Source organism: Bacillus sp. ES1-5 (assembly GCF_022487605.1).
Lineage (GTDB): Bacteria > Bacillota > Bacilli > Bacillales > Bacillaceae_G > Bacillus_A > Bacillus_A wiedmannii.
On sequence record NZ_JAKVPU010000010.1, the window covers coordinates 178,890 to 204,550 of the forward strand.

The 25,661-nt window shown below is 35.8% G+C and carries 27 protein-coding genes; 15 read left to right on the forward strand and 12 right to left on the reverse strand.

Annotated features, from left to right (window positions below):
* Nucleotides 1-229 precede the first annotated feature (229 nt).
* Nucleotides 230-1,396, forward strand: a complete 1,167-nt coding sequence (locus MKO96_RS24835; RefSeq protein WP_087979338.1) for a diglucosyl diacylglycerol synthase — start codon at nt 230-232, stop codon at nt 1,394-1,396.
* A 370-nt stretch (nt 1,397-1,766) separates the two neighbouring features.
* On the opposite strand, the gene MKO96_RS24840 is transcribed toward MKO96_RS24835, so the two are convergent.
* The 4 genes from MKO96_RS24840 to MKO96_RS24855 all read right to left on the reverse strand — a co-directional run bounded on the left by MKO96_RS24840 (nt 1,767) and on the right by MKO96_RS24855 (nt 4,972).
* A complete protein-coding gene (locus tag MKO96_RS24840) occupies nt 1,767-1,886 on the reverse strand; it encodes a YfhE family protein (protein ID WP_240588999.1) in 120 nt (39 codons plus the stop codon).
* Between the two features lie 110 nt (nt 1,887-1,996).
* Nucleotides 1,997-2,554 carry a GNAT family N-acetyltransferase gene (locus MKO96_RS24845; protein ID WP_000914737.1) on the reverse strand — a complete coding sequence of 186 codons (558 nt, stop codon included), beginning with the start codon at nt 2,552-2,554 and terminating at the stop codon, nt 1,997-1,999.
* 241 nt (nt 2,555-2,795) lie between these two features.
* Entirely contained in the window at nt 2,796-3,926 is a 1,131-nt protein-coding gene (locus MKO96_RS24850; protein ID WP_240589000.1) for an amidohydrolase, read from the reverse strand.
* 140 nt (nt 3,927-4,066) lie between these two features.
* Nucleotides 4,067-4,972, reverse strand: a complete 906-nt coding sequence (locus tag MKO96_RS24855; protein WP_240589001.1) for a TIGR01777 family oxidoreductase — start codon at nt 4,970-4,972, stop codon at nt 4,067-4,069.
* Nucleotides 4,973-5,053: 81 nt separating this feature from the next.
* Here MKO96_RS24855 and recX point away from each other — a divergent pair, with 81 nt between their 5' ends.
* Both recX and MKO96_RS24865 read left to right on the forward strand, forming a co-directional pair.
* On the forward strand, nt 5,054-5,866 hold the full coding sequence (recX, locus tag MKO96_RS24860; protein WP_240589002.1) for a recombination regulator RecX: 813 nt from the start codon (nt 5,054-5,056) through the stop codon (nt 5,864-5,866).
* Nucleotides 5,867-5,876: 10 nt separating this feature from the next.
* Entirely contained in the window at nt 5,877-6,194 is a 318-nt protein-coding gene (locus MKO96_RS24865) for a YfhH family protein (protein WP_240589003.1), read from the forward strand.
* 64 nt (nt 6,195-6,258) lie between these two features.
* Here MKO96_RS24865 and MKO96_RS24870 read toward each other — a convergent pair whose 3' ends face one another.
* A complete protein-coding gene (locus MKO96_RS24870; RefSeq protein WP_000122093.1) occupies nt 6,259-6,411 on the reverse strand; it encodes a YpzG family protein in 153 nt (50 codons plus the stop codon).
* A 46-nt stretch (nt 6,412-6,457) separates the two neighbouring features.
* Complete coding sequence (locus MKO96_RS24875) at nt 6,458-6,616, reverse strand: small, acid-soluble spore protein K (protein WP_000517891.1); 159 nt, start codon at nt 6,614-6,616, stop codon at nt 6,458-6,460.
* A gap of 123 nt (nt 6,617-6,739) precedes the next feature.
* Here MKO96_RS24875 and MKO96_RS24880 point away from each other — a divergent pair, with 123 nt between their 5' ends.
* Nucleotides 6,740-7,006, forward strand: coding sequence for a YfhJ family protein (locus MKO96_RS24880; protein WP_000997857.1), 267 nt, complete (start codon nt 6,740-6,742; stop codon nt 7,004-7,006).
* A 24-nt stretch (nt 7,007-7,030) separates the two neighbouring features.
* Here the strand turns inward: MKO96_RS24880 and MKO96_RS24885 are convergent, their stop codons facing one another.
* Entirely contained in the window at nt 7,031-8,011 is a 981-nt protein-coding gene (locus MKO96_RS24885; protein ID WP_240589004.1) for a metal-dependent hydrolase, read from the reverse strand.
* Nucleotides 8,012-8,160: 149 nt separating this feature from the next.
* Here MKO96_RS24885 and mutY point away from each other — a divergent pair, with 149 nt between their 5' ends.
* The gene (gene mutY / locus MKO96_RS24890) at nt 8,161-9,258 is read left to right on the forward strand and encodes an A/G-specific adenine glycosylase (RefSeq protein WP_098190905.1); all 1,098 of its coding nucleotides are present in this window, start codon (nt 8,161-8,163) and stop codon (nt 9,256-9,258) included.
* A gap of 35 nt (nt 9,259-9,293) precedes the next feature.
* Here the strand turns inward: mutY and MKO96_RS24895 are convergent, their stop codons facing one another.
* Complete coding sequence (locus MKO96_RS24895) at nt 9,294-9,518, reverse strand: hypothetical protein (protein ID WP_240589005.1); 225 nt, start codon at nt 9,516-9,518, stop codon at nt 9,294-9,296.
* 125 nt (nt 9,519-9,643) lie between these two features.
* Here MKO96_RS24895 and MKO96_RS24900 point away from each other — a divergent pair, with 125 nt between their 5' ends.
* The 4 genes from MKO96_RS24900 to MKO96_RS24915 all read left to right on the forward strand — a co-directional run bounded on the left by MKO96_RS24900 (nt 9,644) and on the right by MKO96_RS24915 (nt 12,977).
* A complete protein-coding gene (locus MKO96_RS24900; RefSeq protein WP_000039038.1) occupies nt 9,644-9,925 on the forward strand; it encodes a gamma-type small acid-soluble spore protein in 282 nt (93 codons plus the stop codon).
* A 188-nt stretch (nt 9,926-10,113) separates the two neighbouring features.
* On the forward strand, nt 10,114-10,374 hold the full coding sequence (locus MKO96_RS24905) for a YgaB family protein (protein WP_000997582.1): 261 nt from the start codon (nt 10,114-10,116) through the stop codon (nt 10,372-10,374).
* Between the two features lie 257 nt (nt 10,375-10,631).
* Nucleotides 10,632-11,162 (forward strand): nucleoside tri-diphosphate phosphatase, encoded by a 531-nt coding sequence (gene ntdP, locus MKO96_RS24910; protein ID WP_000506626.1) that lies wholly within the window; start codon nt 10,632-10,634, stop codon nt 11,160-11,162.
* 54 nt (nt 11,163-11,216) lie between these two features.
* Nucleotides 11,217-12,977 (forward strand): ABC transporter ATP-binding protein, encoded by a 1,761-nt coding sequence (locus MKO96_RS24915; RefSeq protein WP_240589006.1) that lies wholly within the window; start codon nt 11,217-11,219, stop codon nt 12,975-12,977.
* 15 nt (nt 12,978-12,992) lie between these two features.
* Here MKO96_RS24915 and MKO96_RS24920 read toward each other — a convergent pair whose 3' ends face one another.
* The 3 genes from MKO96_RS24920 to hemL form a co-directional block, all read right to left on the reverse strand.
* On the reverse strand, nt 12,993-14,081 hold the full coding sequence (locus MKO96_RS24920) for an aromatic acid exporter family protein (RefSeq protein WP_000765792.1): 1,089 nt from the start codon (nt 14,079-14,081) through the stop codon (nt 12,993-12,995).
* Nucleotides 14,082-14,340: 259 nt separating this feature from the next.
* Nucleotides 14,341-18,777 carry a glutamate synthase-related protein gene (locus MKO96_RS24925; RefSeq protein ID WP_240589007.1) on the reverse strand — a complete coding sequence of 1,479 codons (4,437 nt, stop codon included), beginning with the start codon at nt 18,775-18,777 and terminating at the stop codon, nt 14,341-14,343.
* A 198-nt stretch (nt 18,778-18,975) separates the two neighbouring features.
* Nucleotides 18,976-20,274, reverse strand: coding sequence for a glutamate-1-semialdehyde-2,1-aminomutase (gene hemL / locus MKO96_RS24930; protein ID WP_131933278.1), 1,299 nt, complete (start codon nt 20,272-20,274; stop codon nt 18,976-18,978).
* 127 nt (nt 20,275-20,401) lie between these two features.
* Between hemL and MKO96_RS24935 the strand changes: the two genes are divergently transcribed.
* The 6 genes from MKO96_RS24935 (at nt 20,402) to perR (ending at nt 24,692) form a co-directional block, all read left to right on the forward strand.
* On the forward strand, nt 20,402-21,415 hold the full coding sequence (locus MKO96_RS24935) for an ABC transporter ATP-binding protein (RefSeq protein ID WP_240589008.1): 1,014 nt from the start codon (nt 20,402-20,404) through the stop codon (nt 21,413-21,415).
* The gene (locus tag MKO96_RS24940; protein ID WP_000521523.1) at nt 21,408-22,199 is read left to right on the forward strand and encodes an ABC transporter permease; all 792 of its coding nucleotides are present in this window, start codon (nt 21,408-21,410) and stop codon (nt 22,197-22,199) included. Before MKO96_RS24935 ends, MKO96_RS24940 begins: the two co-directional genes overlap by 8 nt.
* A gap of 4 nt (nt 22,200-22,203) precedes the next feature.
* Nucleotides 22,204-22,989 carry an ABC transporter permease gene (locus MKO96_RS24945; RefSeq protein WP_087979350.1) on the forward strand — a complete coding sequence of 262 codons (786 nt, stop codon included), beginning with the start codon at nt 22,204-22,206 and terminating at the stop codon, nt 22,987-22,989.
* A gap of 72 nt (nt 22,990-23,061) precedes the next feature.
* Entirely contained in the window at nt 23,062-23,466 is a 405-nt protein-coding gene (locus MKO96_RS24950) for a potassium channel family protein (RefSeq protein ID WP_000964347.1), read from the forward strand.
* A gap of 44 nt (nt 23,467-23,510) precedes the next feature.
* Nucleotides 23,511-23,966, forward strand: coding sequence for a thioredoxin-dependent thiol peroxidase (bcp, locus tag MKO96_RS24955; protein ID WP_000633708.1), 456 nt, complete (start codon nt 23,511-23,513; stop codon nt 23,964-23,966).
* A gap of 297 nt (nt 23,967-24,263) precedes the next feature.
* Nucleotides 24,264-24,692 (forward strand): peroxide-responsive transcriptional repressor PerR, encoded by a 429-nt coding sequence (gene perR, locus MKO96_RS24960; protein WP_000237831.1) that lies wholly within the window; start codon nt 24,264-24,266, stop codon nt 24,690-24,692.
* 197 nt (nt 24,693-24,889) lie between these two features.
* Here the strand turns inward: perR and MKO96_RS24965 are convergent, their stop codons facing one another.
* Nucleotides 24,890-25,246 (reverse strand): YgzB family protein, encoded by a 357-nt coding sequence (locus tag MKO96_RS24965; RefSeq protein ID WP_000025063.1) that lies wholly within the window; start codon nt 25,244-25,246, stop codon nt 24,890-24,892.
* Between the last annotated feature and the right edge of the window lie 415 nt (nt 25,247-25,661).

Below are 25,661 nucleotides of genomic sequence, written 5' to 3' on the forward strand. Positions count from 1 at the left end.
GAATAGAGAACATTTGTAAGTTATTGCGAAAGCTCTTATAGGAAAGTATAATGTAAAGATATGAGCACAGATAGGATTAAGGGGTCAATCTTATATGCTTTGCATATCCACGACAGGTACATAGCTGAAAGAGAAGTATTAGAATCTGTTTATGTAATTTTTAAGGAAAATGTTTTTCCTATTGTCGTATATGCAATATGGAGAAACAATAAGCTAGGAGTGGATTTGTTTGATAAAAAACCCCAAGGTTTTAATATTAACTGCACATTACGGTAATGGTCATGTGCAAGTAGCGAAAACATTAGAACAAACATTTCGCCAAAAAGGAATTAAAGATGTAATTGTATGCGATTTGTTCGGTGAATCACATCCAGTTATAACCGATATTACAAAATATTTATATTTAAAAAGTTATACAATAGGAAAAGAATTATACCGCTTGTTTTATTATGGCGTAGAAAAAATTTATGATAAAAAAATAGCATCTTGGTATGCGAACTTTGGAAGAAAACGTTTGAAATTACTTTTACAAGCAGAGAAACCGGATATTGTTATTAATACTTTTCCGATCATAGCTGTACCAGAGTTAAAAAAGCAAACAGGTATTTCAATTCCTGTGTATAACGTATTAACGGATTTTTGTGTGCACAAAATATGGATTCATCGGGAAGTAGATCGTTATTTTGTAGCAACAGATCACGTAAAAAAAATTATGATTGATATTGGTGTGCCCGCGGAGCAAATTGTTGAAACTGGAATTCCGATTCGTAGTAGTTTTGAGCTGAAGATCAATCCAGACATTATATATAATAAATATCAGTTATGTAAGAATAAAAAGATTTTACTAATTGTAGCAGGTGCTCATGGGGTATTAGGAAGTGTAAAAGAACTATGCCAATCATTTATGTCATTACCTGATTTACAAGTAGTTGTCGTTTGTGGAAAGAATGAAGCGTTAAAACAGGATTTATTAGGAGTACAGGAAAAAAATCCTGATGCATTAAAAGTATTTGGTTATGTTGAAAATATTGATGAATTATTTCGTGTTACTTCTTGTATGATTACGAAGCCAGGCGGTATTACGTTAAGTGAAGCGGCAGCATTGCAAGTACCTGTCATTTTATATAAGCCTGTTCCAGGACAAGAAAATGAAAATGCGATGTACTTTGAAAGAAAAGGAGCTGCAGTTGTCATTCGTGATGATAGTGAGGTTTTTGCGAAGACAGAGGCGTTATTACAAGATGATATGAAGCTTCTTCAAATGAAAGAAGCGATGAAAAGCATTTATCGTCCGGAGCCAGCTGGTCATATTGTGGATACAATTTTGGCAGAAAATCATGTAGAACCGAATCATATACCTATTAAATCACCTGCTCTTGCACAATTATTTACTTAATATGAAACCCTCTTTTATATGTTTAAAGAGGGTTCTTTATTGTTTTATAAGATAAAGTAGTAACTTATCCACATGAAGATTACGCTTTCATTAAACAGTAAAGTCGAAATATTAACAACTATATCCACATTGTCCACAATTTTTAGAAAACTATCCACAATTCTAACATTTACGATGTGTTACAACATATAAACTTGTGAAGGGTTTGTTGAATTTATTCACAATTCTATAAATTATGTGGATAACGTTATCCACACAAAAAAGGTTCCTTATTTATAAGGAACCTTTTTTGTCTATTCTATCACGTAGAAAAAATATGTAATGAGAATGAATAATTAGGGGGGAAAACGTCTAATTATTCATTCTCACTTTAAATACTTTTCGAGCGATAACCCGCTGCGCGATCTGCTTTGCGAAATACCCGTTGGTAGAGAACTTCTTGTGTACTAGATAATGTGTTTTTTGTTTTGTCACGTTTCTTTTTATCCATTACAAATCACCTCGTGTCCTAAAGTCACTATCTATCGTTTCCAAAGACATGGGGTGATATACGTATATGGCAAAATGTTAATTATTAATTATTTCTTCTAAAAATTTAGATTACGCTTCTTTTAATTGGTGAGCATCTTGGAACGTTGTATCTCGCATTGTAGCAAGTGTATATTGATCTTTTGGAATTTCATATAAGTTATATACTTCTTCATTTGCGTTAATTTCATCATAAACGGCTTTTCTTGTTTCGTTTGCTAGATTTACATATTGTAGTTTTTCGGCAGCTTTAATAGAACGAATATTTATTTTACGAATACGCATAAAGATTGTTTCAATATCTAATTCATAGAAAAGTTCACTAAAAAATGAATCTTTCGCCAATTTATTATAGCCTTTTCCATGATATGGTTTGCCAAGCCATGTTCCGAGAAATCCGGCTTTTTCTTGCACATCAAATAAAGTAATTGTTCCGATAGGGTTACCCCATTCATCTAAAATTGTGCGTGAAATTAATTCCCCACGCTCTTCAGCTTCAATCGTTTGTTTCGTTAAAAATAAATACTCCTCATAAGAATAAGCCTTTTGACGCACAAAAGGGAAGACAGCTGGGTCCACCATTAACTCGTATAGAACGTGGCTGTCGTGTAAGTCGCGTTTTTTCAACATACTAACTCCTCCTCACACGAGGGTAGCATGACGAAAAAACACCCCACCCTCGAAATTTTTATATCAATCTTTAAAAAATTTCGGGGTGGGAATCGAACCCACTAGAACCAGTTTCTAACGCTGGTGGCGCACCATTTGCCTTCCCCATTCATCAATTTGAAAATGATAATCACGACACAAATTGATTATGGTTTCATTCAGTTTATAATCGTATAATACTTTATCTAGTCAAAAAAATAAACTAGTTTTTTTTATTTTTTTTGTAAATTATTTTTCCGTCAATCATGGTTAGTACAGGCTTGGCTAAATAATGGAAAGGATGATGAGTCCATAACACGAGATCAGCGTCTTTTCCAACCTCAATGCTTCCAATTCTATCCTCTAAACGTAAATTTCGTGCTGGAAATATAGTGATTCCTTCTAGTGCAGTTTTTTCGTCTAATCCTTCTCTTACTGCGACAGCAGCACAAACATTTAAATATTGAATTGGTGTATAAGGGTGATCTGTTGTTATAGAAACTTCCACTCCATTTTTCGATAATATATGGTAAGTATCCCATGTTTTGTTTTTAAGTTCGATTTTAGAACGGCGTGTAAGAGTGGGGCCAACTGAAACCTTCAAATTGTGTTTCGAAAGCTCTTCAACAATAAAGTGACCTTCTGTACAATGTTCAATGCGTAAATCGAGATTGAACTCTGCTGCAAAGCGTAGAGCAGAACTAATATCATCTGCTCGGTGAGCGTGGATACGTACAGGTATTTCGCGGCGTAATGCTTTTAAGATAGGAAGCATTCGAAAATCAGCTTCATGTCCGTAGTGCTGTGCTTCATAGAATGATTCCCGAAGTAACCCCATAATTCCCATACGTGTTATGGATTCTTTTGTTCCATTACTATGGACCTTTTTAGGATTTTCTCCAAAGGCAATCTTTAAGCCGGCAGGTTCTTGAATAATCATATGATCAATACAAGTTCCAGCTGTTTTTATTACACAAGTAGTACCACCGATAATGTTTTGACTTCCTGGCATAACGTGAACAGTTGTGATTCCGTTTTGTACAGCATCTTGAAATGCAATATCAAAAGGGTGGATTCCGTCCAAAGAACGGATATGTGGTGTTGAAACTTCAGATGTTTCATTTGCATCATTGCCAGCCCAACCAGTACCTTCATCATAGAGACCAAGATGAGTATGGACATCAATAAATCCAGGTAAAAGATGAAGAGCACGAGCGTCTATAACTGTCATATCTTGAGTAGGTTGAATGGAAGGCTTGACCTCGGCAATTCTTTCTCCTATAACGAGTACATCCCCTTGAAATTTTTGGGATGTAATAGGATAGACAATGGCTTGTTTGAGCAATATTTTCATAGGTACCTCATTTCTGTTACTTTACAATGTTAATGGAATTTAAGGGAAAGTAACTGAAAGGTTATTTGTGTAATAATGCTCCGAATTCTAGAAAATGAAAGTTTTGAAAGGGGGCCCTGTAAAACTGTGTTTTAGAAGTACTACATTGTATGCGAAAGTACATTTTGTAATGCATGGTCTATTGCTGGAAATGTGTATTGATACCCATGTTCAATTGCTTTACTAGGTAATACATGTTGTCCTTCGAGTACAAGTATACTCATCTCACCCAATAAAGTGTGAAGCATAAATGAAGGGACAGGTAACCAATGAGGTTTTTTCATTATAGTTGCAATGGTTTCTCCAAATTCCTTCATTCTTATAGGTAGGGGAGCTGTAATGTTAAAAGGGCCATCAATTTCTTCTTTGTGTATGATGAAATCAATTAGGCGAACGACATCGTCTATATGAATCCATGATAACCATTGGTTTCCAGATCCAATTGTACCTCCAATATAGAATTGATAGGGGAGTAGCATTTTGGGAAGAGCTCCTCCGTCTGCACCTAATACAACTCCAAGTCTTGCGTAGATTGTTCGCATTCCAAGAGAACTTGCTTTAGATGCTTCTTGTTCCCATGAATATACTGTATTTGCTAAAAAGTCATTTCCGGGAATCTCATGCTGTTCTGTAAAAGACTCAGTTTCAGACGTTCCATAGTATCCAATAGCACTTGCGTTAATAAATGTATTTGGCTTTGTACCAAGTGTTTGCAATTGTTTAATGAGTCCTTTTGTTGTTTGAATTCGACTGTTTAAAATGGATTCCTTTTGTTTCTTTGTCCATCTACTATTAATAGACTCTCCAGCTAGATTAATAACTACATCTATAGAAGAGAGGGGGAAGGTTTGTAAATCTGGTGTCCATTGTACATACTGAAGGTTAGGGTGGGAAGTTTCAGTAGTTTTGTTTCGAGTAAGAATGTAAACATTATATCCTTTTTGAATAAAAAAAGTAGAAAGGTATTTACCGATAAAGCCGGTACCACCAGAAATTGCGATTCTCACAATTATTTCCTCCTCATTATATATATTCTTGAAAAGCAAAAACGTTCCTTGACTATGTTAAAATAATAGAGAGGTGAGAGTATGGCTGTCATTACAAGAATAGAAGTGCAAAAACGATCGAAAGAACGGTTTAATATTTATATTGATAAAGGTCAAGGTGAAGAATACGGATTTAGTGTGGATCAAGTAATCTTAATGAAACATGGATTACAAAAAGGGTTAGAAATTGATGAAATAGCGTTAGGAAATATTTTATACAATGAAGAGGTACAAAAAGCATATTTACAAGCAATTTCCTATCTATCCTATCAAATGAGAACAAAAAAAGAAGTAGAAGACTATTTACGAAAAAAAGAAGTGGGACAGGCCGTCATCTCTGAAGTCGTTTCGAAATTATTACATGATCGATATATTAATGATAAAGAGTACGCTGTTTTATATACGCGAACGCAAAGTAATGTGAATCGAAAGGGTCCAACTGTTATTAAAAGGGAGTTATTAAATAAAGGTGTTCAGGATCTAATCATTACACATAGTTTACAAGAATATCCGAAGGAAAAGCAAATTGAGAATGCTTTACTCCTTATAGAAAAGAAGAAAAGGTCTTATCAAAAGCATTCCTTTTTACAAATGAAGCTTAAGTTAGACGAAATGCTTGTTCGTAAAGGATATTCTAGAGATGTGATTCAAATTTGTTTGGAAGAATTGAAAGACGAAAAAGATGACGAACAGCAACAAGAAGCGTTACACTATCATGGGAATAAATATTATGAGAAATATAAGAAGTATGATGGATGGACATTCGAAAATAAGATGAAACAAGCGTTATACCGCAAAGGATTCTCTATTGATGAGATAGAGATATTTTTGCAGATGAAACGTGAAGAGGGATGAGGGGAATAAGATGAATATGCCAAAACGCTACAGTGAAATGACACCACATGAGCTAAGGGAAGAAATTGGGGTTTTGAAAGAGCAAGCAATAAAGGCAGAGCAGCTTGGTATTGTAAATGAGTTCGATGTATTAATGCGAAAGATGGCCATGGCTCGTGCTTATATGACTGATATAAACAAATTTCATATTGGTGAGACATATGAATTAGTAGAAGAACCTGGTATATTATTTGAAATTACGTATTTCAACGGGGTATTTGCTTGGGGACATAAGCGAAATGATAATGAAGAGATTGGAATACCGATTTCTTTATTGCAAGAAAAATGAAAACCAGAGAGCGAATATCTCTCTGGTTTTCATTTTTGGTAGGCGTTACAGGAGATAGGAGATTCTAAAATTGGCGTTTTTTACATTCATTCGCCAGTATAATGAGAGACTGGGTTTGTTGCGTCTGTCCGTTAACTTGCGCTTTTGCATGTTTCGGACGAGTCCACGTATGGTTAAATAATTCAGAACGACTATCTAAGCGATCACGGTAGCTCATCTTTATCACCTCGTGTAGGAAGTTAATTTTTTAGGTTGTACCTGAACTATTCTTCCTGCTGATTTGCAGCACGCATACGTTCTTGTGGGTGCGTGTTAATTGTGCCGTTAGGTCGTTTCGAAGCGAAGCGTGATTTCGCTTTCGGCTGACCATCGATTTTGCTGTTGTTTTTTGACTCAGACCAAAATTCGGCTTGTTTACCCATTGCGAACGCCCTCCTCATCATCAGTTGATACCTCTTTAAGAAGTATCACTTATAGAATGTGCAAAATAGAAGAAACTATCCTTTAGAAATTAAGGGAATAAATAGGTAAAAGGAGAATAGAACATGAATGATATTCACGAAACATTAACAAAAGAACTATTAGACAAAAATGACAAACTTTCTTACGCACAAGCTCGTGCGTGGGTTGAATTATTGTGGGAAGACTTTCAAACAACTTATGCTAAATCAGGTCGTTATCAAGGTGATGAAATGACTGAACAAGTGGTACGAACATGGATTAATAATCATGGAGGTCGCCTTCATGAAATGCGTACAAATAATCCGAAATATAGCCATTTAATCAATCAAGAAGATCATTTGAAACATTAAAAAAAGCGACTTAAGTCGCTTTTTTTAATGTGGAAGTAATTCCAGCTTTTTTCGAAGTTTTTCTTCACTAAAAATCCATCCTGTATAGGAACTAATAATATTTAAATTGTGGTCGAGTTGAACGATTGCAACGAATGGATAATAATCTTTACTGCGATAGCGCAAATCAATGAAGCGAACTTCGTAATAATGATCATAATCGAAAATGTCCCAGCGATACACAGGGGAGAAAGATAGAAATGCTGAGATGTTTTCATCTTGTTTAGCTGCGCGCATAATAGCATTATCTGGGAACGGTACCCGGTCGAACTTATCATATATCATGATGTTACCACGATGCCATCTAGCAACGTAGTAATAATCAGTTGTAACGATTGCTAAATGATAATGATAAAATCTGTAAGAAGGGGAAATGATTATTTTCTCCACATGATTGAAGCGTTTATATACGACGCTACGTATGTTTCTATGCATCATAATCCGTCCGATATAGTAAATAATCATCAATATATACGCTGCTAAGGCAGTATACCCTTTATGGGAACCTACGAGCATACAAGCAATCGCGAGTAGGTGGATAAAGAAAATGACGGTATCAAATGTATTAATGATGCCGAGCGCTACCCATTTTTTTGTGAAGGGCCGTAATGCCTGGGTGCCGTAGGCGTTGAAAATATCTACAAAGACATGAAGAAAGACGGCAATAAATGACCAAAGTAGTAGATGCAAATATGGAGCGTCTGAAAAGAAGGCGAAAGAGATACCACTTATAAGGAATGACCAAAGAATCACTGCAGGAATGGAATGAGTAATCCCGCGATGATTTCTTATATATTTAGCGTTATTACGCAATTTTAAAACTGTATCGATGTCAGGAATATTGGAACCGGTAATTGCAGCAAGCATAACTGCTTGTGGCCCAATATCACTTTGTGCTATGGCTGGATCTAACGTTGCCAAACTGCCTAGAGTAACGCCCATAACAAGGTGAGTGGCTGTGTCCATAGAAATCCACCTCCGTTTTTTATTAATGTAACTCTTTTTATTCGATACCTCAAGTCCTTTGCCTTCTATTTCCTATGTCATCTTACTTAAATTTTTTCCTAAAATCTTTATAATAGTACTTATATGCAAAAAAATGAGGGGGATCAAGTTTGACACTTGAAATATTAAATAATTTTAACATAGAGCAGTTTCAAAATGATTTAATTGGTTGGTTTGAAAAAGAGCAACGCGACTTACCGTGGCGTAAAAATAAAGATCCATACCGCGTCTGGGTTTCGGAAATTATGTTGCAGCAAACGAGGGTAGAAGCTGTAAAACCATATTACGCGAATTTTATGGGGAAGTTTCCTACTCTAGAAGCTTTGGCAAACGCTGGTGATGAAGAAGTGTTAAAAGCATGGGAAGGTTTAGGGTATTATTCTAGAGCACGAAATTTACATGCGGCTGTAAAAGAAGTGAAAGAAGTATACGGCGGGATAGTACCGAGTGATGTAAAGAAAATTGAAAAATTAAAAGGAGTTGGCCCATATACAAAAGGTGCTATTTTAAGTATCGCATATGGTATACCAGAGCCAGCAGTTGACGGAAATGTTATGCGTGTATTATCTCGCATTTTATCAGTATGGGATGACATTGCAAAACCGAAAACTAGAAAAGTGTTTGAAGAGATTGTACGTGAAATTATTTCGGCTGAAAATCCATCTTATTTTAATCAAGGTTTGATGGAATTAGGTGCACTAATTTGTATTCCAAAAAATCCATCTTGCTTACTTTGTCCTGTACGTGAACATTGCCGAGGATATGCTGAAGGTGTTCAAAAGGAGTTACCAGTAAAAAGTAAAGCGAAGGCTCCTACAATGGTACCGATTGTTGCAGGGGTACTTCAAACAGAAGATGGTCGTTACGTCATTAATAAACGTCCAAGTACCGGGTTGTTAGCTAACATGTGGGAGTTTCCAAATGCTGAACTTGGGGAAGGGATTCGGAATCAGAAAGAGCAGCTTACAGATTATATGAAAGAAAAATTTGAGCTCTCGATTTCTATTGAAGAATACGCAATGAATGTACAACATACATTTACACATCGCACTTGGGATATATTCGTATTTTACGGAAAAGTAACTGGTGATATTGTTGAAACAGATACATTGAAATTTGTATCGAAAGAAGCATTTGAGCAGTTACCATTCTCGAAATCGCATCGTACGATTTATGAGAATTGCGTTGAGAAAATTACAATACAATAAATTAAAAAAGTGTTCCCTAGATTGGGAACACTTTTTTAATCGTAAGAAATTTTTGTCCCATGAGTCCAATTAGCTTCACCTTCTTGTAAGCCACCTCTTGATTCAATTTCTCCTACAATTTCTTTATAGATACTTTGACCTTCTGCATTTAAATACGGCAAAATCTGTTGTAATGAGTGATGAAAATAAGCTAATTCATCTTCTTTCCATTCATTTTTTGAAATCAGCGTTAGTTCAGTCATATCGCGTCCTATATACATACTCCCACCTCCATTTCCTATAGTTTGAATGAGTAATAAAAGATATATGCGAAATTTTTTCAAAATAAAATTACGGATAGCTTCTAGTTGAATTGGTTACATTATTGATTGTGGAGGTGAGAAAGATGAGTAAAAAACAACAAGGTTATAACAAGGCAACTTCTGGTGCTAGCATTCAAAGTACAAATGCTAGTTATGGTACAGAGTTTGCGACTGAAACAAATGTACAAGCAGTAAAACAAGCGAACGCACAATCAGAAGCAAAGAAAGCACAAGCTTCTGGTGCACAAAGTGCAAACGCTAGTTATGGTACAGAATTTGCAACTGAAACAGATGTGCACGCTGTGAAAAAACAAAATGCACAATCAGCTGCAAAACAATCACAATCTTCTAGTTCAAACGAATAATGAAAGAAAAACACTTCTCTAATTCGGGAGAAGTGTTTTCTTTGTGCCTGGGTCATGGTAATGAAAATAAAGTGAACGACATAACTTCTAATAAGTCAACAAATGTAGTCAAAGGAGAAGGAAGTTAAAGATGAGAAATATGTAATGAGGAATAATAACTGATAAATAAGTCCAAAAGGGGGTAAGTAATGAACGATTTTGATAAGTTGGTAGGAGAGCAATTGGAAACGATGGATGAGTTGTTAAAGTTACAAGCTCATCTAGAGAAGTATCAGCAAATTGAAATGAGCGAAAAGGATACGTGCGATAAAAAGGAATTACATTTTATCCGCCAAGAAATATATAGAACAGAATTAGCGTTAAAACTGTTACATGAGAAATTTGAAGAGCAAACAAATAGTGTGATTCAATCTTTTGAAACTGAAAAAATGATTTCGAATTTAGGGTAAGGCATATTGTTATCTTCCGGTGAAAGGTCCTTCTTGAGATAGAAATAAGGAAGGGCTTTTTCTATTTCCATTTCCTCGTTTGTAAATCATTCAGCGAAGGCCCCGTCTCCTAAGAAGATTAGGGATATAGTATTCAGTGTGAAAAATAGAGTCTTATCGCTTTAGTTTTAAAATTTCGACAAAAAAGTTATAATAGAAAAAAAGTGAATGCAGCTCAAAGGGCATTTGCAGTTGAAAGAAGAAAGAAGGGAGCATATATGGGATTTCCCAAAGAAGGAGAAAAAGTACAAATACATAGTTATAAACATAATGGCTCCATTCATAGAATGTGGGAAGAGACAACAATTTTAAAAGGGACACAGAGCCTTGTGATCGGAGCAAATGATCGTACAGTAGTGACAGAATCAGATGGCCGAACATGGATTACTCGTGAACCAGCAATTTGTTATTTTCATGCAAACTATTGGTTTAATGTAATTGGGATGCTAAGGGAAGAGGGAGTATATTATTATTGTAATTTAGGCTCACCTTTTGCATATGATTCTGAAGCATTAAAGTACATTGATTATGATTTAGATATTAAAGTATATCCAGATATGACATATACGCTTTTAGATGAAGATGAGTATGAGAAGCATAGTCAAATTATGCAGTATCCACCTGTTATTGATACTATTTTAAAACGAAATGTAGCACAATTAACACAATGGATTCATCAAAGAAAAGGGCCATTCGCGCCAGATTTTGTAGATATGTGGTATGAAAGATATTTAATGTACAGAAATTAAAACAAACCTGCAGGGGATTTCCCGGCAGGTTTGTCCTATTAGAGGGGGGATTATGTGCAAGGTATAAAAAGATATTTGCAATTTGTTAAACCATATCGATGGCTTATTGCTATTACGATTATGATTGGTCTAGTTAAATTCGGCATCCCGCTTATTATGCCGTGGTTATTAAAATATATTATCGATGATGTAATTCAAGGCGGAGGGTCACTTCAAGATAAAACATCCCAATTAGTAACAGCCATTGGGATTGCTTTTTTTATTTTTGCAGTAGTAAGACCGCCAATTGAATATTATCGTCAATATTTCGCGCAGCGTATCGCAAATACAATACTATATGATTTACGAAAACATATTTTTGGTCATTTACAAAAGTTGAGTTTACGCTATTATTCGAATACAAAAACAGGGGAGCTTATTTCACGTGTAATCCATGATGTAGAACAAACAAAGGATTTTGTAATTACTGGTTTGATGAATGTTTGGCTAGATACGGCAACAATTGCTATTGCTATTATTGTTATGTTTTCTATGAATATAAAATTAACATTTGTTGCGTTATTAATTTTACCTATTTATGTAGTGGCAGTGAAATATTTTTTCGGGCGTCTTCGAAAATTAACGAAAGAGCGTTCGCAAGCTTTAGCAACGATGCAAGGGTATTTACATGAACGTATTCAAGGGATGCAAGTGACACGTAGCTTTGCATTAGAAGAGTATGAGGGTAAGCAGTTTGAAAAAAGAAATAATGAATTTTTGACGAAAGCATTAACGCATACGAGTTGGACTGCAAGGACATTTTCGGCAGTGAATACGTTAACCGATTTAGGCCCATTACTGGTGATCGGTTTTGCAGCATATGAAGTAATTCAGGGGCAGTTAACATTAGGGACAATGGTTGCCTTTGTTGGATATATGGATAGTTTGTATAGTCCGCTTCGCCGCCTTGTCAATTCCTCTACAACATTAACACAGTCTTTCGCATCGATGGATCGAGTGTTTGAATTGTTAGATGAAAAATACGATATTGTCAATGTGCCAAGTGCTGTACAAACGACAAAATTAAATGGTGAAGTGATATTTGATAATGTATCTTTTCGTTACAATTCGGATGAAAAAGAGATATTACATAACCTTTCGTTAACTATGTTGCCAGGAGAGAAGGTAGCACTTGTAGGAGCAAGTGGGGGAGGGAAGTCATCTCTTGCTAGTTTAATCCCACGTTTCTATGATGTTTCTTCAGGTGCAGTTTATGTAGATGGGATAGATGTTAGAAAGTATGATATGAGAAATTTACGTAGTCATATTGGAATTGTACTGCAAGATAATTTGTTATTTAGTGATACAATCGGGGCAAATATTTTATATGGAAATCCGAAAGCTACAGAGGAAGAAGTGATTGCAGCTGCCAAAGCTGCGCAAATTCATAATTTTATTATAGAGTTACCTGATGGCTATGATACTGTCGTTGGGGAACGCGGTGTGAAGTTATCTGGTGGGCAAAGGCAACGTGTAGCGATTGCAAGAGTGTTTCTAAAGAATCCATCGTTACTTATATTAGATGAGGCGACTTCCGCTTTAGATTTAGAAAATGAACGGTATATTCAAGAGGCGCTTCAGACGTTAGCTGCTGATCGGACGACGATCGTAATCGCACATCGATTGGCGACGATTACACATGTGGATACGATTATTTACATTGAAGATGGTGAAATTAAAGAAACAGGTTCTCATGAAGAGTTAATGAAAAAAAGAGGGTTTTATTACAATTTATATCAACTTCAACATATAACAGAAACAGCTCCTTTAGCGTAAAAGGAGCTGTTTTTTTTATTCGTCTTCTTTTTTATCTTCGATTTGGAGTTCTGCTTCTGGTTTATGGTATGTGTAGAAGCTATCCACAAGTAAATCTAAATGCTCTACTTCTTCACTATAGTTAATAATGGCAGAAATAAGAGGGAAGAGGTGTAGCCATGTTTTATAAGCTTCCTCATCGTCCTTGTTTTGATAATCCATAAAGATATCAATTAATTCTTGTTTACCTGTTTCAACTTCATCAAGCATTTCAACGGATTGTTGTTTTTTTGCTTTACCAATAAATTTTAATAAAACTTGTTCATGGTAATGGGTTAATGAGTCAAGTTCGTTTTGGATAGATTCCTGAAATTCTTCTGGCATATAGCGCAGTTCATTTTCAGTACGGTGTAATGATTTCAACGTACTTAAAGCACGGCTTGTCGTCGCTAACATTTGTCTGAATAAAACGAGCTTACGAATTTTTGCGAACTTTACTTTTTTCGTGTAGCTTCTTTCTTCTTTATACAGCAAATAGTAATGGTTTAGTTTGATCATCTTTTCTTTCATACGATCAATATCAGTTTTTAGCGTTGTAAAATCAGAAGCTTGCCTGCTATTCATTCGAATCCATTTTACAATTTCTTCTGTATTATCAACGATACGATGATATAGTTTTGTTTCGTATTTTGGCGGCATAAAAACTAAATTTACAAGTGAAGCCGCAATAATTCCAATCATAATCGTCGCAAAGCGAAGTAAGGCAAAACTAAAGAAATCGTCGCCCTGATACTCCATAATGGCGATAACTGTTACTAAAGCAATTGATATTGTGTTTTCTAATCGTAATTGTAACGTAAGCGCAATTACTAATATACATGTTAATCCAATAATAAAAGGATTATGTCCAAAAGCAGTAGCAAATACGATAGCGAATACCGCACCAATGACGTTTGCTTGAATTTGCTCAAGAGCTGTTAAATACGAGCGGTATACAGACGGTTGAACAGCAAATATAGCTGAGATTCCCGCGAATACTGGACTCGGTAATTGAAGTAAAATACAAGCAAATAAAGCTAATGTGATGGCAATACCCGTTTTTAAAATGCGAGCACCAAGTTTCATACCCTTAATAAGATCCTTTCTCTTGTCATAATGAATGTACAACATGATACTATACATTCATTACAATATGTTAGCAAGTGATATTTTAGTGACGTTAATAAGAAATTAAGATTCATTTTATACTTTTTCCTAATTCTTTTTAAACATCAATTTTTAGTGAAAAAACCTGCTGAATTTCAGCAGGTTTCAAATTGTTACTATAGATTACTATGAGAAGTGTACTTCGTCAATTTTTTCTTGAAAATGAAAAGTTGGTATATCACTCTGTGGAGATAGATGGATCAGCCTGCTCTTTTTTCGGGATAATTTCAAAAAACAGTTGCTGCATATCATCGAGTAACGGTGTTAATAAAGCAACTTCCTCGTATTGCTCATGTTCATTTAATACACGAATGTAATCTAGCAATAACTCAGTCACATCTTGCACGCCGTTTTTACTAATTGGTTGTAATGTAACATTTGCCCCTTTTGCGATTCTTCTTTTTAAGGCGTGTTCTGTTAAACCCGAGCTTGAATCATGACGTAAATAAACAACACCACCAGTCATACCAGCACAAATCCATGGACCAGGATCCCCTAAAACAAGCGCTCGCCCATTTGTCATATATTCAAAAGCGAAACCTTTAATATTAGAGTATACACCTATATTCCCTTGCTCTTTTTCACGGAGTGGCTTTGTCATTCGCCCTCCAATTATCATGTCTGCTCCAGAGAGGCGAATGCCAGCGCGAGCATCAGCGTTACCTTGAACGTATAGCGATCCTTTTTGTGCACCGTACCCAAAACCTTTTCCGACAGAACCGTTATAATATATGCCGTCTTTTCCTTTTGCTTTCGTTATATAAATACCACCACCAAAGGAGGTTTTACCAATACCATCTTGTGCACCGCCATTTACGTGTATAAATAAGTTCTCACTATTATAAGCACCTAATCCATTTCCAGGAATAGAGCCATTCGTATACTTTAATGTAAGTGGTTCAAGCTTCGTGTCTTCATATAATTTACTACGAACGCGATAGCAAGATTCTAGCCCACCCATAACGCGTTGCTCTACGCCAACGCCTACTAATTCTTTTGAATGAGGGGAATGAACTGTTTCAAATTGTTTTTCCGGTACGTATTCTGTTTTTGTAACAGATGGGTGTTCTATCGTTTGTAGTAAATTACATAAATTTAATAAATTTTCGCCTCGAACTTGTTCTAATAAATCGGAACGTCCGACAATTTCTTGTAAATTTGCATAACCAAGATTTCCTGTTAATCGTTTTAGTTCTACGCCAAAAGTGGTGAATAAATGTAATAATCCAGCAACGGCGCTTTCTAATTCGCGCGGGACGAAGCGGCGTAATCCGTGTTCTTTCGCCTGAGCTTCAGACTCAATTTGTGTTGCAATTCCAACGTGACAAGTATCTAGATGACATCCGCGGCAAGTTGTACAGCCGATTGCAATCATGGATAATGTACCAAACCCAATACGGTTTGCTCCAAGGAGCATGATTTTCAAGGCATCATTAACACTTCGAATACCACCGTCAGCCCAAATTTCTACTTTATGTCTCATATTTGCTTCTAATAAAGCATTGTGAGCGGCTTTCACACCAATTTCTACAGGAAGCCCTACATGTTGCAATGCGTGAATACGTGCAGCACCTGTACCACCATCAAATCCGCTAATGTTAATAAAGTCAGCACCAGCTTTTGCGATACCGACAGCAATTGTTCCAATGTTAGGGACGACAGGGACCTTTACAGCTACTTTCGCAAGTTGATTAGCCGTTTTAATTTCTGTAATCATTTGAGCTAAATCTTCAATGGAATAAATATCATGGTTGTTAGAAGGCGAAATTAAATCTGAGCCAATTGTAGCATTACGTGCTTCAGCGATTTTTGCTGTTACTTTTGAACCAGGCAAATGTCCACCTTCACCAGGCTTTGCGCCTTGCCCGATTTTTATTTCAATTAAGTTTGATGAATTTAGTAGTTCGGCGTTTACGCCAAATCGCCCAGATGCAACTTGTTGTCCACGTGTATGTGGATATTTTCCAATCATATCTTTAATTTCGCCGCCTTCACCGTTTAAACTAATCATATTTAGCTGATCGGCCGCTTCTGCATATGCACGGAAGGCAACTTCATTTTGAGAACCAAATGACATGGAACTAATAATAAATGGTAAATCATGATTTTGAATGCTGATGGACACTTCTTCAGTTGGAACTACATGTTTTGTTTGTTTCGTTTGAACAAGGTGTCTAATTGCGATTGGATTATTTTCTTCTAATTCACTTAACTTGTCACGGTAATCATCATAAGAGTTTCCTTTTGCGACATCGCCGATTGCTTTCCAAATTCGCGGGAATATATGAAAAGATTTTCGCATTCTAACTTTAGGGTTGTTATAATCATCCGCTCGCAATTGTGCATCTTCAGCAAGTGATTCAAGCGAAAAAGCTAAATCATTTGAACCGAAGAAATTCGTAATTTGTAATATATTTGCAATTTCCTCATGTAATCCGATAGAAGAATAGAGGCGACCGTAACCACGTAATTCATGAATTCCAATTGTTGAAATGACTTTTTCTAGTCCTTTATTAAGAGCAGTATACAAATTCGTAATTGGCGTTTTTGTTCCATCATTTACGGTTGCAAATAATAAATATGGATTCATACCATCTGCTCCTAATCCATACAGTGTGACGATATCATGTAAGGAGCGAAGGGCACCAGAACGTATAACGAGAGAGCAGTTTCGGCGTAATTTATTTTCGCTTAATACTTGATGTACTTTAGCGGTAACTAAATGCGGATCAATCCATAACTGTTCATTTAGATGAGCGTTGGCATCGTCTATTAATAGTAGGGAAGCTCCATCGTTCACGGCCTTTATCGCTTCAGAACTAATTCGATTTAAGGCGCATTGTAAAGTTTCTGTCGGACTGAATGTAGCAGAGATTGTAGCGATAGAGCTATGAGTTTTGAATAGCTGTATAAGTTGTTCGTACGTAATTGTGTGTAATTCCTCTGTAATAGATTGTGCTACACTTCCTTCTAAAATAATGGGGGAAAGCATCTCAACTACAAATGGCTGTTTAGCTCCGCTTAATAAACTTGGGCGCTCTCCAAGTATCGTTCGTGTGGAGAAGTGTTCGACCTCTCGATCACGATCGATTGCTGGATTTGTAACAACGGCTACACTTTCCTTAATGAAGTCAGCGATATTTCGTCTATCAGTATCGAGTGCTGCAAGTGGTGAGTCATGCCCAAGTGAGCGAATTGGCTCAACGCCTTTTGTTGCCATCTGTTCAAGAAGCTGAATATGCTCTCGATCCCACCCGAAAGAAACGTACTGTTTCGTTTCAACTTGAACAGAATCACATAATCCTTGGATTTCTTTCGTTTCAGGGATAGATAAGTTTAAATGATAATTGCTAACATCGATTCGTTTTTGGAAACGATTATATACTTCAATTTGGTATTTGTCGTATTCATAAAGAACAAGTTCATCGTGTTCATTCCACTTTAGACCGACTTTTTCTCCAGGAGCGAGTGGTTTCGGTTCTGCTACATATTCAGTTGGTGATACAACTCCAGGTTCAGAAGAGAAAACATAAGAACTCGCTGTCTCTACTTTCCATACTGGTCGTAGTCCAAGGGAATCAACGCTGAAAACAGCCTCATCTTTATAACGTGAAATAATACCAGCTGGACCTTGCGCAAAATGGCCCCAAGCTTCACGTATATACGTATATAAATCTTGTAAATGCGGTTCATAAAGTTTAATTTCATTAATAATTGGTGGGAATAGTATATCCATTGCTTCAAATAAACTGTAGTCGTATTGAACAAGTAGAGTTTCTAGGGTGCGGTTTAAATCTTGGGAGTCACTCCCCCCAACAGTAAGTGGAACATGAATCATGTCAGCTTGATCGCGTAATTTTGCAATTGTGTTAATTTCACCATTATGTCCGAGAACGCTAAATGGTTGTACACGAAAAAAATTAGATAATGTATTAGTAGAATAGCGGTTATGTCCTAGTGTCATAGTTGAAGCGATAAGTGGATGTTGTAAATCATTGTAATAGGCAACAAGTGTATCCCCAGCGCCTAGAACTTTATATACAACATGGTCACGACTTAATGAGGCAACATGAATCGCTTCGTTTTCCTCTATTTTTATCGTTACTGAAAATAATGTTTGCTCAATATTTTCAACTTTATTTTCTGCGATAAGAGCAACTTGCCAAAATAAAGGTTCTTCCTGTTTACCAAGTGGACCGAGTGCATCGGAATTTATTACATCATCACTTTCAAAAATAATAGTAAAACTTTCGTCATTTAATTGCGTACGAATATGATTTTTTAAATTAACGATATTTGCGTTTTTGTTTAGAAAAAAATGTCCAACGATAAAGTGGGGATGATCCACAATCGTTGGATTGTATCCGTTATTTTTCAGCTTTTCATTCCAAAGTGCTTTTGGGACATCAATGTGAATTCCGATACCATCTCCTTCACCATTAATGAAACCAGCTCGATGATTCATTTTGACAAGTGATTGTATGCAAAGGTCAATGTTTTCTTTTGTAGGAATTTTTCGTTTCTCCATAACGGAAACGATTCCACACGCATCATGTTCTGCATTTTTATAATCTCGAAATAAAGACGGTGTCCATGTATTTGTTTTATTGAGCATCCGTCAATCCCCCCTCTTATTGAAATTTGAATAATCTTACTATTCAAGGCGTGAGCAGCCTTATATACAAGGATAGTAAGGATATAAAAGAAAATTAAACAGATAATTATGAATAATTATACTATTAATGAGGGATTTATGAAATAGAAAAAAGGAAAAAAGAAAGATGTGCTTTCTTTTTTCCTTTTAATGACGGGATTATTTATTATCCGCTAAAGCAGCAAATGCTCTGCCTACAGCTTCGATTGTATATTCAATATCTTCTTTTGTATGTTCTGTCGTTAAGAACCATGCCTCGTATTTAGAAGGTGCTAAGTTAACTCCTTCTTGAAGCATAAGCTTGAAGAATTTACCGAACATTTCACCGTCTGTATCTTGTGCTGCATCGTAATCTTCAATTGTATTTGTTGTGAAGTATACAGTTAAAGCACCTTTTAGACGGTTTAATGTAATATCAATATTATGTTTTGTAGCTTGCTCTAAAATTCCTTTTTCAAGCATTGCACCAAGTTCATCTAATTTCTCATAAAGCCCTTCTTCTTGAAGAACTTCTAGACAAGCAATACCAGATGCCATAGAAGCAGGATTTCCTGCCATTGTACCAGCTTGATATGCAGGTCCAAGAGGGGCAACTTGTTCCATAATTTCTTTCTTACCACCGTAAGCACCGATTGGAAGTCCACCGCCAATAACTTTACCAAGCGCTGTTAAGTCTGGTGTTACGCCAAGTAAGTCTTGAGCACCACCGTACATGAAGCGGAAAGCAGTAATAACTTCATCATAAATTACTAGTGCACCAGCTTCATGAACAAGTTCATTTACTTTCTCAAGGAAGCCAGGTTTTGGCTCTACAATACCGAAGTTTCCAACAATCGGTTCTACAAGGATAGCTGCTACTTCATGTCCCCATTTATCTAATGCTTCTTTTAAAGTTTCTACATTATTAAATGGAACGGTAATAACTTCTTGTGCGATACTTTGTGGTACACCAGCTGAGTCAGGAATTCCTAGAGTAGAAGGACCAGATCCAGCTGCTACAAGTACTAAATCAGAATGACCGTGGTAACAACCAGCGAATTTCATAATTTTTGTGCGGCCTGTGTAAGCACGAGCGACACGGATTGTTGTCATTACTGCTTCAGTACCAGAGTTTACGAATCGGACTTTATCTAATGCAGGCATTGCTTCTTTTAACATTTTTGCAAATTTTACTTCTAGTGCTGTTGGTGTTCCGTAAAGTACACCATTTTCAGCAGCTGTTGTAATTGCTTTTGTAATGTGCGGGTGAGCATGTCCAGTAATAATAGGACCGTATGCTGCTAAATAATCGATATATTTATTTCCGTCTACATCCCAGAAATAAGCACCTTTTCCACGTTCCATAGCAACAGGAGCGCCGCCGCCAACTGCTTTAAAAGAACGAGAAGGACTATTAACTCCGCCAACGATATGTTCTAAAGCTTCTTTATGTAATGCTTCTGATTTTGTGAATTTCACTACAATTCATCTCCTTACAAAAATCTATGTATTATTCTAACATGTTTTTCGAAAAGACGTATTGTTTGTGATAGAGAAGGCAGTTGGGTAAACTATTCGTTGTGACATTTAGGAAGGGGGTCCGGTTATGAAATCGGTAATTGAGGTACAAGGGTTACGTAAAGAGTTTACAGCCTATTCAAGTCGTCCGGGTTTAAAGGGTGCATTTCGCGATTTATTAAATCGTAATTATAAAATAGTACCAGCAGTAAATGATGTATCTTTTGCTGTGAAACAAGGTGAAATGGTTGGGTATATTGGTGAGAATGGTGCCGGTAAATCAACGACAATTAAAATGCTTACTGGGATTTTGACTCCGACATCAGGAGAGATTTTAGTAAATGGGATGAATCCGCATAAGCAGAGAGAAGAATTCGTAAGAACAATTGGTGTTGTTTTCGGTCAACGCTCACAACTTTGGTGGGATATTGCTGTACAAGAATCTTTTCGTTTATTAAAAAAAGTGTACGGTGTATCAGACGCTCAGTATAAAGAGCATATGGAACACGTGATTGAAACGTTAGATATTGGTCCTTTATTAGATAAGCCAGTTCGAAAGTTATCTCTAGGTCAAAGAATGCGTTGTGAATTAGCGGCAGCATTAATTCATAATCCACCGTTATTATTTTTAGATGAACCAACAATTGGGTTAGATGTTCTTGTGAAATTGAAAATACGTGAATTTTTAAAAGAAATGAACGAACGTTATAAAACAACAATTTTATTAACAACCCATGATATTACTGATATTGAAGCTTTATGTGAGCGCGTTATCATGCTGGATGAAGGAAATATTATGTATGACGGTTCTTTAAATAATCTTCGTACGCAGTGGGGAGCAGAGAAGGAAATACATTTTCAATTTATTGCACCAGTTTCCTATCAGGCGTTATCAATGGTTATGCCAGATAGTCACGTCGTTTGGTCGAAAGCGAAAGAGGAAAACGCGTGGGTTGCAAAAATACCGAATGAAGAAGTTATCATTTCAATGCTTATTTCTAAAGTAGTACAAGCATTTCAAATTAAAGATTTAAAAATTAACGAAGTGTCTACAGAGGAAATTATTCGTAACATTTATGAAGAGGGTATTAAACATGGGTAAGTACATTGAAATGATTCGAATTCGCTTTTTAATGATGCTTGCGTATCGTACAAACTATTATAGCGGGATTTTAATTTATACAATTAATATCGGCGCGTATTATTTTTTATGGCAAGCAATTTATAGTGGAAAAGAGAATATTGAAAGTTTATCTATTTCGCAAATGACTACGTATATCGCAATTGCGTGGATGGCACGTGCCTTTTATTTTAATAATATAGACAGGGAAATTGCGATGGAGATTCAAGAAGGACGTGTAGCGGTAGAACTGATTCGTCCATATAACTATTTAGGAATGAAAGTGATGCAAGGTCTTGGTGAAGGAATATTTCGTTTTGCCTTCTTTTCAATTCCAGGTATGGTTATTGTTACCTTATTATTTTCATTGCAAATTACTACGAATTTTCAAACGTGGTTATATTTCTTCTTATCTTTAATATTTAGCTTTATTATTAATACACAAATTAATTTAATGACGGGAATGCTCACGTTCTTCCTATTTAATAATAGTGGAATTATGTATGCAAAACGTGTTGTTATTGATTTATTTTCAGGTCTATTATTACCAATTAGTTTTTATCCGTTATGGGCCCAAAAGGCAATGGTATTTTTACCGTTTCAGGCTATTAGTTATATTCCGAGTATGATTTTTTCAGAAGGTATACAAGGAAGTAAATTGTATGAGGCATTATTATTCCAAGTAATTTGGGCAATTGTACTTATTATTCCAATTGTACTCATGTGGAGAACGGCGAGAAAACGTCTAATTGTACAAGGGGGATGATGAGATGATATATATAAACCTATTTTTACAATATGCAAGCCAATATATAAAAACAAAATTGGAGTATCGGGGCGATTTTATCGTTGGATTACTTTCTGATTTAGCACTACAGGCTGTTAATTTAATCTTTATTCTCGTTGTGTTTGGGCATACACAAGCATTGAAAGGCTGGAGTAGAGAAGAAGTAATCTTTATTTATGGTTTCTTTTTAGTACCGTTTGCCATATTCTCAGCTTTCTTTAACATATGGGACTTTAATGATCGTTATATTATTAAAGGAGAAATGGATCGTATATTAACGAGACCGATTCATAGTTTATTTCAAATTATATTAGAAAGAATGGAACTTGAATCTTTAATTGGAGCCATTACAGGAATGATTGTAATGGGCTACGCAGCAGTGGAGCTGCAATTATCTTTTTACTGGTACGATTTCTTCTTATTCTTACTGATGGTAGGAGGAGGAGCACTTGTATACGGAGGGATATTTGTTACGCTTGCGAGCCTTGGTTTTTGGTCGGATGCGAAAAGTTCAATTATGCCGCTAATGTATAACATAGGTAACTATGGCCGCTATCCTGTTAACATTTATAACCGTGTGATTCGCTTCATTTTAACGTTTGTTTTACCATTTGCGTTTGTCGGAGTGTATCCAGCAGCATACTTTTTAAGAAAAACAGAGTGGAATAGCTATGCATTTGCAACACCACTCGTTGGTGTTATCTGTTTTATGATTGCAATTACTCTTTGGAATCAAGGGGTAAAAAGGTATCGTGGTGCTGGGAATTAATTATAGAAGCTTGTTTGTTTCTAAGGGATAAATCCAGTGGCTGCCTCATACATATAAAATGAGGTGGAGGACATGTTATGGGGATTTATTCTATTAATTGCAGCAATTGCTATTTTGAGAAGTGTCCAATTGTTATGGAGTTCATATTCAGATTCTAGGCGTTTCTTTTCGCTTTATAATTTAGCCTCCTTATTTTTAATTTATACAACGGTATTGATTGCGTTTGGGTTAAGTTATGTTGTATTAGAAGAAATGGGTTTTGCGGTTTTGAAAGAAGATGGAGAAAGCTTGCATGCCCAATCTTTTCAACTTGTAGAAATTTGCTTATATTTTAGCGCAGTTACTTTATTGTCCGTTGGGTACGGAGATATAGCTCCGATTGGAATAGGGAGATGGATTGCGATTGCAGAAGCGCTAATTGGATATACATTACCGTTTGCTTTTGTAATGAGGTCTGTAATAGACAATGAAAAATAAGATAGCATTTGATATAGTAAAAGAAAAGAGTAGGAGTGATAACAATGATTACAGTAGGAGAAATGGCTCCAGAATTTACAATAGAGGGAAGTAACGGGGAACAAGTTCGCTTAGCTGATTTTCGTGGTAAAAATGTAGTGCTATATTTTTATCCGAAAGATATGACTCCAGGGTGTACAACTGAAGCATGTGATTTTCGAGATGCATATGGATTATTTCAAGAGAAAGATACAGTTATTCTTGGTGTAAGTCCTGATTCAGCGAACAGACATCTGAAATTCATTGAGAAGCATGAGCTTCCATTTGTACTTTTAGTAGATGAAGATCATAAGGTAGCAGAATTGTACGATGTTTGGAAATTGAAAAAGAACTTTGGAAAAGAGTACATGGGAATCGAGCGTTCTACATTCCTTATTAATAAAGACGGTGAGCTTGTAAAAGAATGGCGTAAAGTGAAAGTGAAAGGACATATTGAGGATGTTCTTTCTTATATAAAGTAAATTCATTGTGGAGATAAATATATAGAAGTAAGGCGAGTGTCTATACATATTTTATCGTCTTACATAAAGTGAAGTGTAGGGCATACCTCCTCAGATGATAGTATTCCAAGTGCGATTATGTCGCACTTTTTTTCTATGTAAATGTATAGAAAATGGGGAAAGATATATAAGAATAAGGCTATATACAAAAATAAACCACATACTTATAGTAGAAATATTGACGATTTATAAGAAAAGGAGTACACTCTTTATAAGAATTATAAAATAATAATCCGTATAGAATCGGGGTGCATGACGGTGGTCAAAGAAGAATTAAAAGAAGCGCTAGAAATGCTGAAAAATACGGGTGTACGCATTACTCCACAGCGTCATGCTATTTTAGAGTACCTTGTGGAATCAATGACGCACCCAACAGCGGATGACATTTATAAAGCATTAGAAGGTAAGTTTCCAAATATGAGTGTTGCAACTGTCTATAATAACTTACGTGTATTTAAAGAGGTTGGACTTGTAAAGGAATTAACTTATGGAGACGCTTCAAGTAGATTTGATTATGTTACAAGTCAACATTATCATGTGATTTGCGAAAAATGTGGTAAAATTGTTGATTTTCCTTATGGAGGTTTGGAACAGCTTGAAGAAGAAGCTGCGAAAACGACAGGCTTCGTTATTAATAGTCATCGCTTAGAAATTTATGGCGTTTGTCCAGAGTGTCATAAGGCGTAATATATAATAAAGAAAGAGGGAGACGTAAACGTCTCCCTCTTTCTTTATTATATATGGGAATTACGTTAGGTTCAGGAGGATTTAAAACGTTCAGTGAAGAACCTAGTTTTAAAAGATAAATACAAAAGGTGATTTCTTGGTTAAGAAATCACCTTTTAACGTTTAGTTTTGTAAGGTCACATTGTACCCATATATGCCTATGATTTATAGCTCTTCTTATTATATTTCTCATCAAATTCTTTTCCTTCTAGATTGCGATCCATTGTTAAAGGTTGGTTGCAATGCATACATGCGTCGACACGACCGAGCATTTTGGTCGGCTTATCACAGCTTGGACAAATAATTTGTACAGTTTTAGTAGATAACATGCCAATCCAAAAGTAAACGACAGTACTAGCGATAACAGCTAAAAAGCCAACCATCATAAATGTTGTCATAATAATAATGTTTTCACGGAAAAAGACACCTAAGTATGCAATGAAGAGGCCGATAAATACTAAACTTAATGCAAAGGTCCGGATTTTATTGATTTTGTTTGAATACTTAATGCTCATTCTCACCACTCCCTATAACAATAATATAACATAAAATTTAGAATTTTCACTCGTTAACAAACGTGATAAACCGATAAGATATGAACTATGGGATATGATGAATGAAGGGAGGCTATAATGATTTTTGGAACATGTTTTTAAAGTTTTAACGGGATGTGAAATTTTTTTGTAAAAAGTATTGACCCTTTATATACTGCATGATATATTAATAACCGTCGCTGATGCGGAAACGCAGAAAACGACAAAAAAGAAATTGAAAAACTTAGTTGACATCGAAAAACGAAGATGTTAACATAAGGAAGTCGCAAATGAGCGGCTAAGTAGTTCTTTGAAAACTGAACGAAACAAACAACGTGAAACGTCAATTTTTATTTTTAGATGCTAGACAAACTAACTTTATTGGAGAGTTTGATCC

Bases quoted from the DNA above. Each gene is read 5' to 3' on its own strand.
- MKO96_RS24840 (WP_240588999.1), bottom strand. From the start codon at position 1,886: ATGGATAAAAAGAAACGTGACAAAACAAAAAACACATTATCTAGTACA.
- MKO96_RS24845 (WP_000914737.1), bottom strand. From the start codon at position 2,554: ATGTTGAAAAAACGCGACTTACACGACAGCCACGTTCTATACGAGTTA.
- MKO96_RS24850 (WP_240589000.1), bottom strand. From the start codon at position 3,926: ATGAAAATATTGCTCAAACAAGCCATTGTCTATCCTATTACATCCCAA.
- recX (WP_240589002.1), top strand. From the start codon at position 5,054: ATGGCTGTCATTACAAGAATAGAAGTGCAAAAACGATCGAAAGAACGG.
- MKO96_RS24865 (WP_240589003.1), top strand. From the start codon at position 5,877: ATGAATATGCCAAAACGCTACAGTGAAATGACACCACATGAGCTAAGG.
- MKO96_RS24870 (WP_000122093.1), bottom strand. From the start codon at position 6,411: ATGAGCTACCGTGATCGCTTAGATAGTCGTTCTGAATTATTTAACCAT.
- MKO96_RS24875 (WP_000517891.1), bottom strand. From the start codon at position 6,616: ATGGGTAAACAAGCCGAATTTTGGTCTGAGTCAAAAAACAACAGCAAA.
- MKO96_RS24880 (WP_000997857.1), top strand. From the start codon at position 6,740: ATGAATGATATTCACGAAACATTAACAAAAGAACTATTAGACAAAAAT.
- MKO96_RS24885 (WP_240589004.1), bottom strand. From the start codon at position 8,011: ATGGACACAGCCACTCACCTTGTTATGGGCGTTACTCTAGGCAGTTTG.
- MKO96_RS24895 (WP_240589005.1), bottom strand. From the start codon at position 9,518: ATGTATATAGGACGCGATATGACTGAACTAACGCTGATTTCAAAAAAT.
- MKO96_RS24900 (WP_000039038.1), top strand. From the start codon at position 9,644: ATGAGTAAAAAACAACAAGGTTATAACAAGGCAACTTCTGGTGCTAGC.
- MKO96_RS24905 (WP_000997582.1), top strand. From the start codon at position 10,114: ATGAACGATTTTGATAAGTTGGTAGGAGAGCAATTGGAAACGATGGAT.
- ntdP (WP_000506626.1), top strand. From the start codon at position 10,632: ATGGGATTTCCCAAAGAAGGAGAAAAAGTACAAATACATAGTTATAAA.
- MKO96_RS24920 (WP_000765792.1), bottom strand. From the start codon at position 14,081: ATGAAACTTGGTGCTCGCATTTTAAAAACGGGTATTGCCATCACATTA.
- MKO96_RS24925 (WP_240589007.1), bottom strand. From the start codon at position 18,777: ATGCTCAATAAAACAAATACATGGACACCGTCTTTATTTCGAGATTAT.
- MKO96_RS24935 (WP_240589008.1), top strand. From the start codon at position 20,402: ATGAAATCGGTAATTGAGGTACAAGGGTTACGTAAAGAGTTTACAGCC.
- MKO96_RS24940 (WP_000521523.1), top strand. From the start codon at position 21,408: ATGGGTAAGTACATTGAAATGATTCGAATTCGCTTTTTAATGATGCTT.
- MKO96_RS24945 (WP_087979350.1), top strand. From the start codon at position 22,204: ATGATATATATAAACCTATTTTTACAATATGCAAGCCAATATATAAAA.
- MKO96_RS24950 (WP_000964347.1), top strand. From the start codon at position 23,062: ATGTTATGGGGATTTATTCTATTAATTGCAGCAATTGCTATTTTGAGA.
- bcp (WP_000633708.1), top strand. From the start codon at position 23,511: ATGATTACAGTAGGAGAAATGGCTCCAGAATTTACAATAGAGGGAAGT.
- MKO96_RS24965 (WP_000025063.1), bottom strand. From the start codon at position 25,246: ATGAGCATTAAGTATTCAAACAAAATCAATAAAATCCGGACCTTTGCA.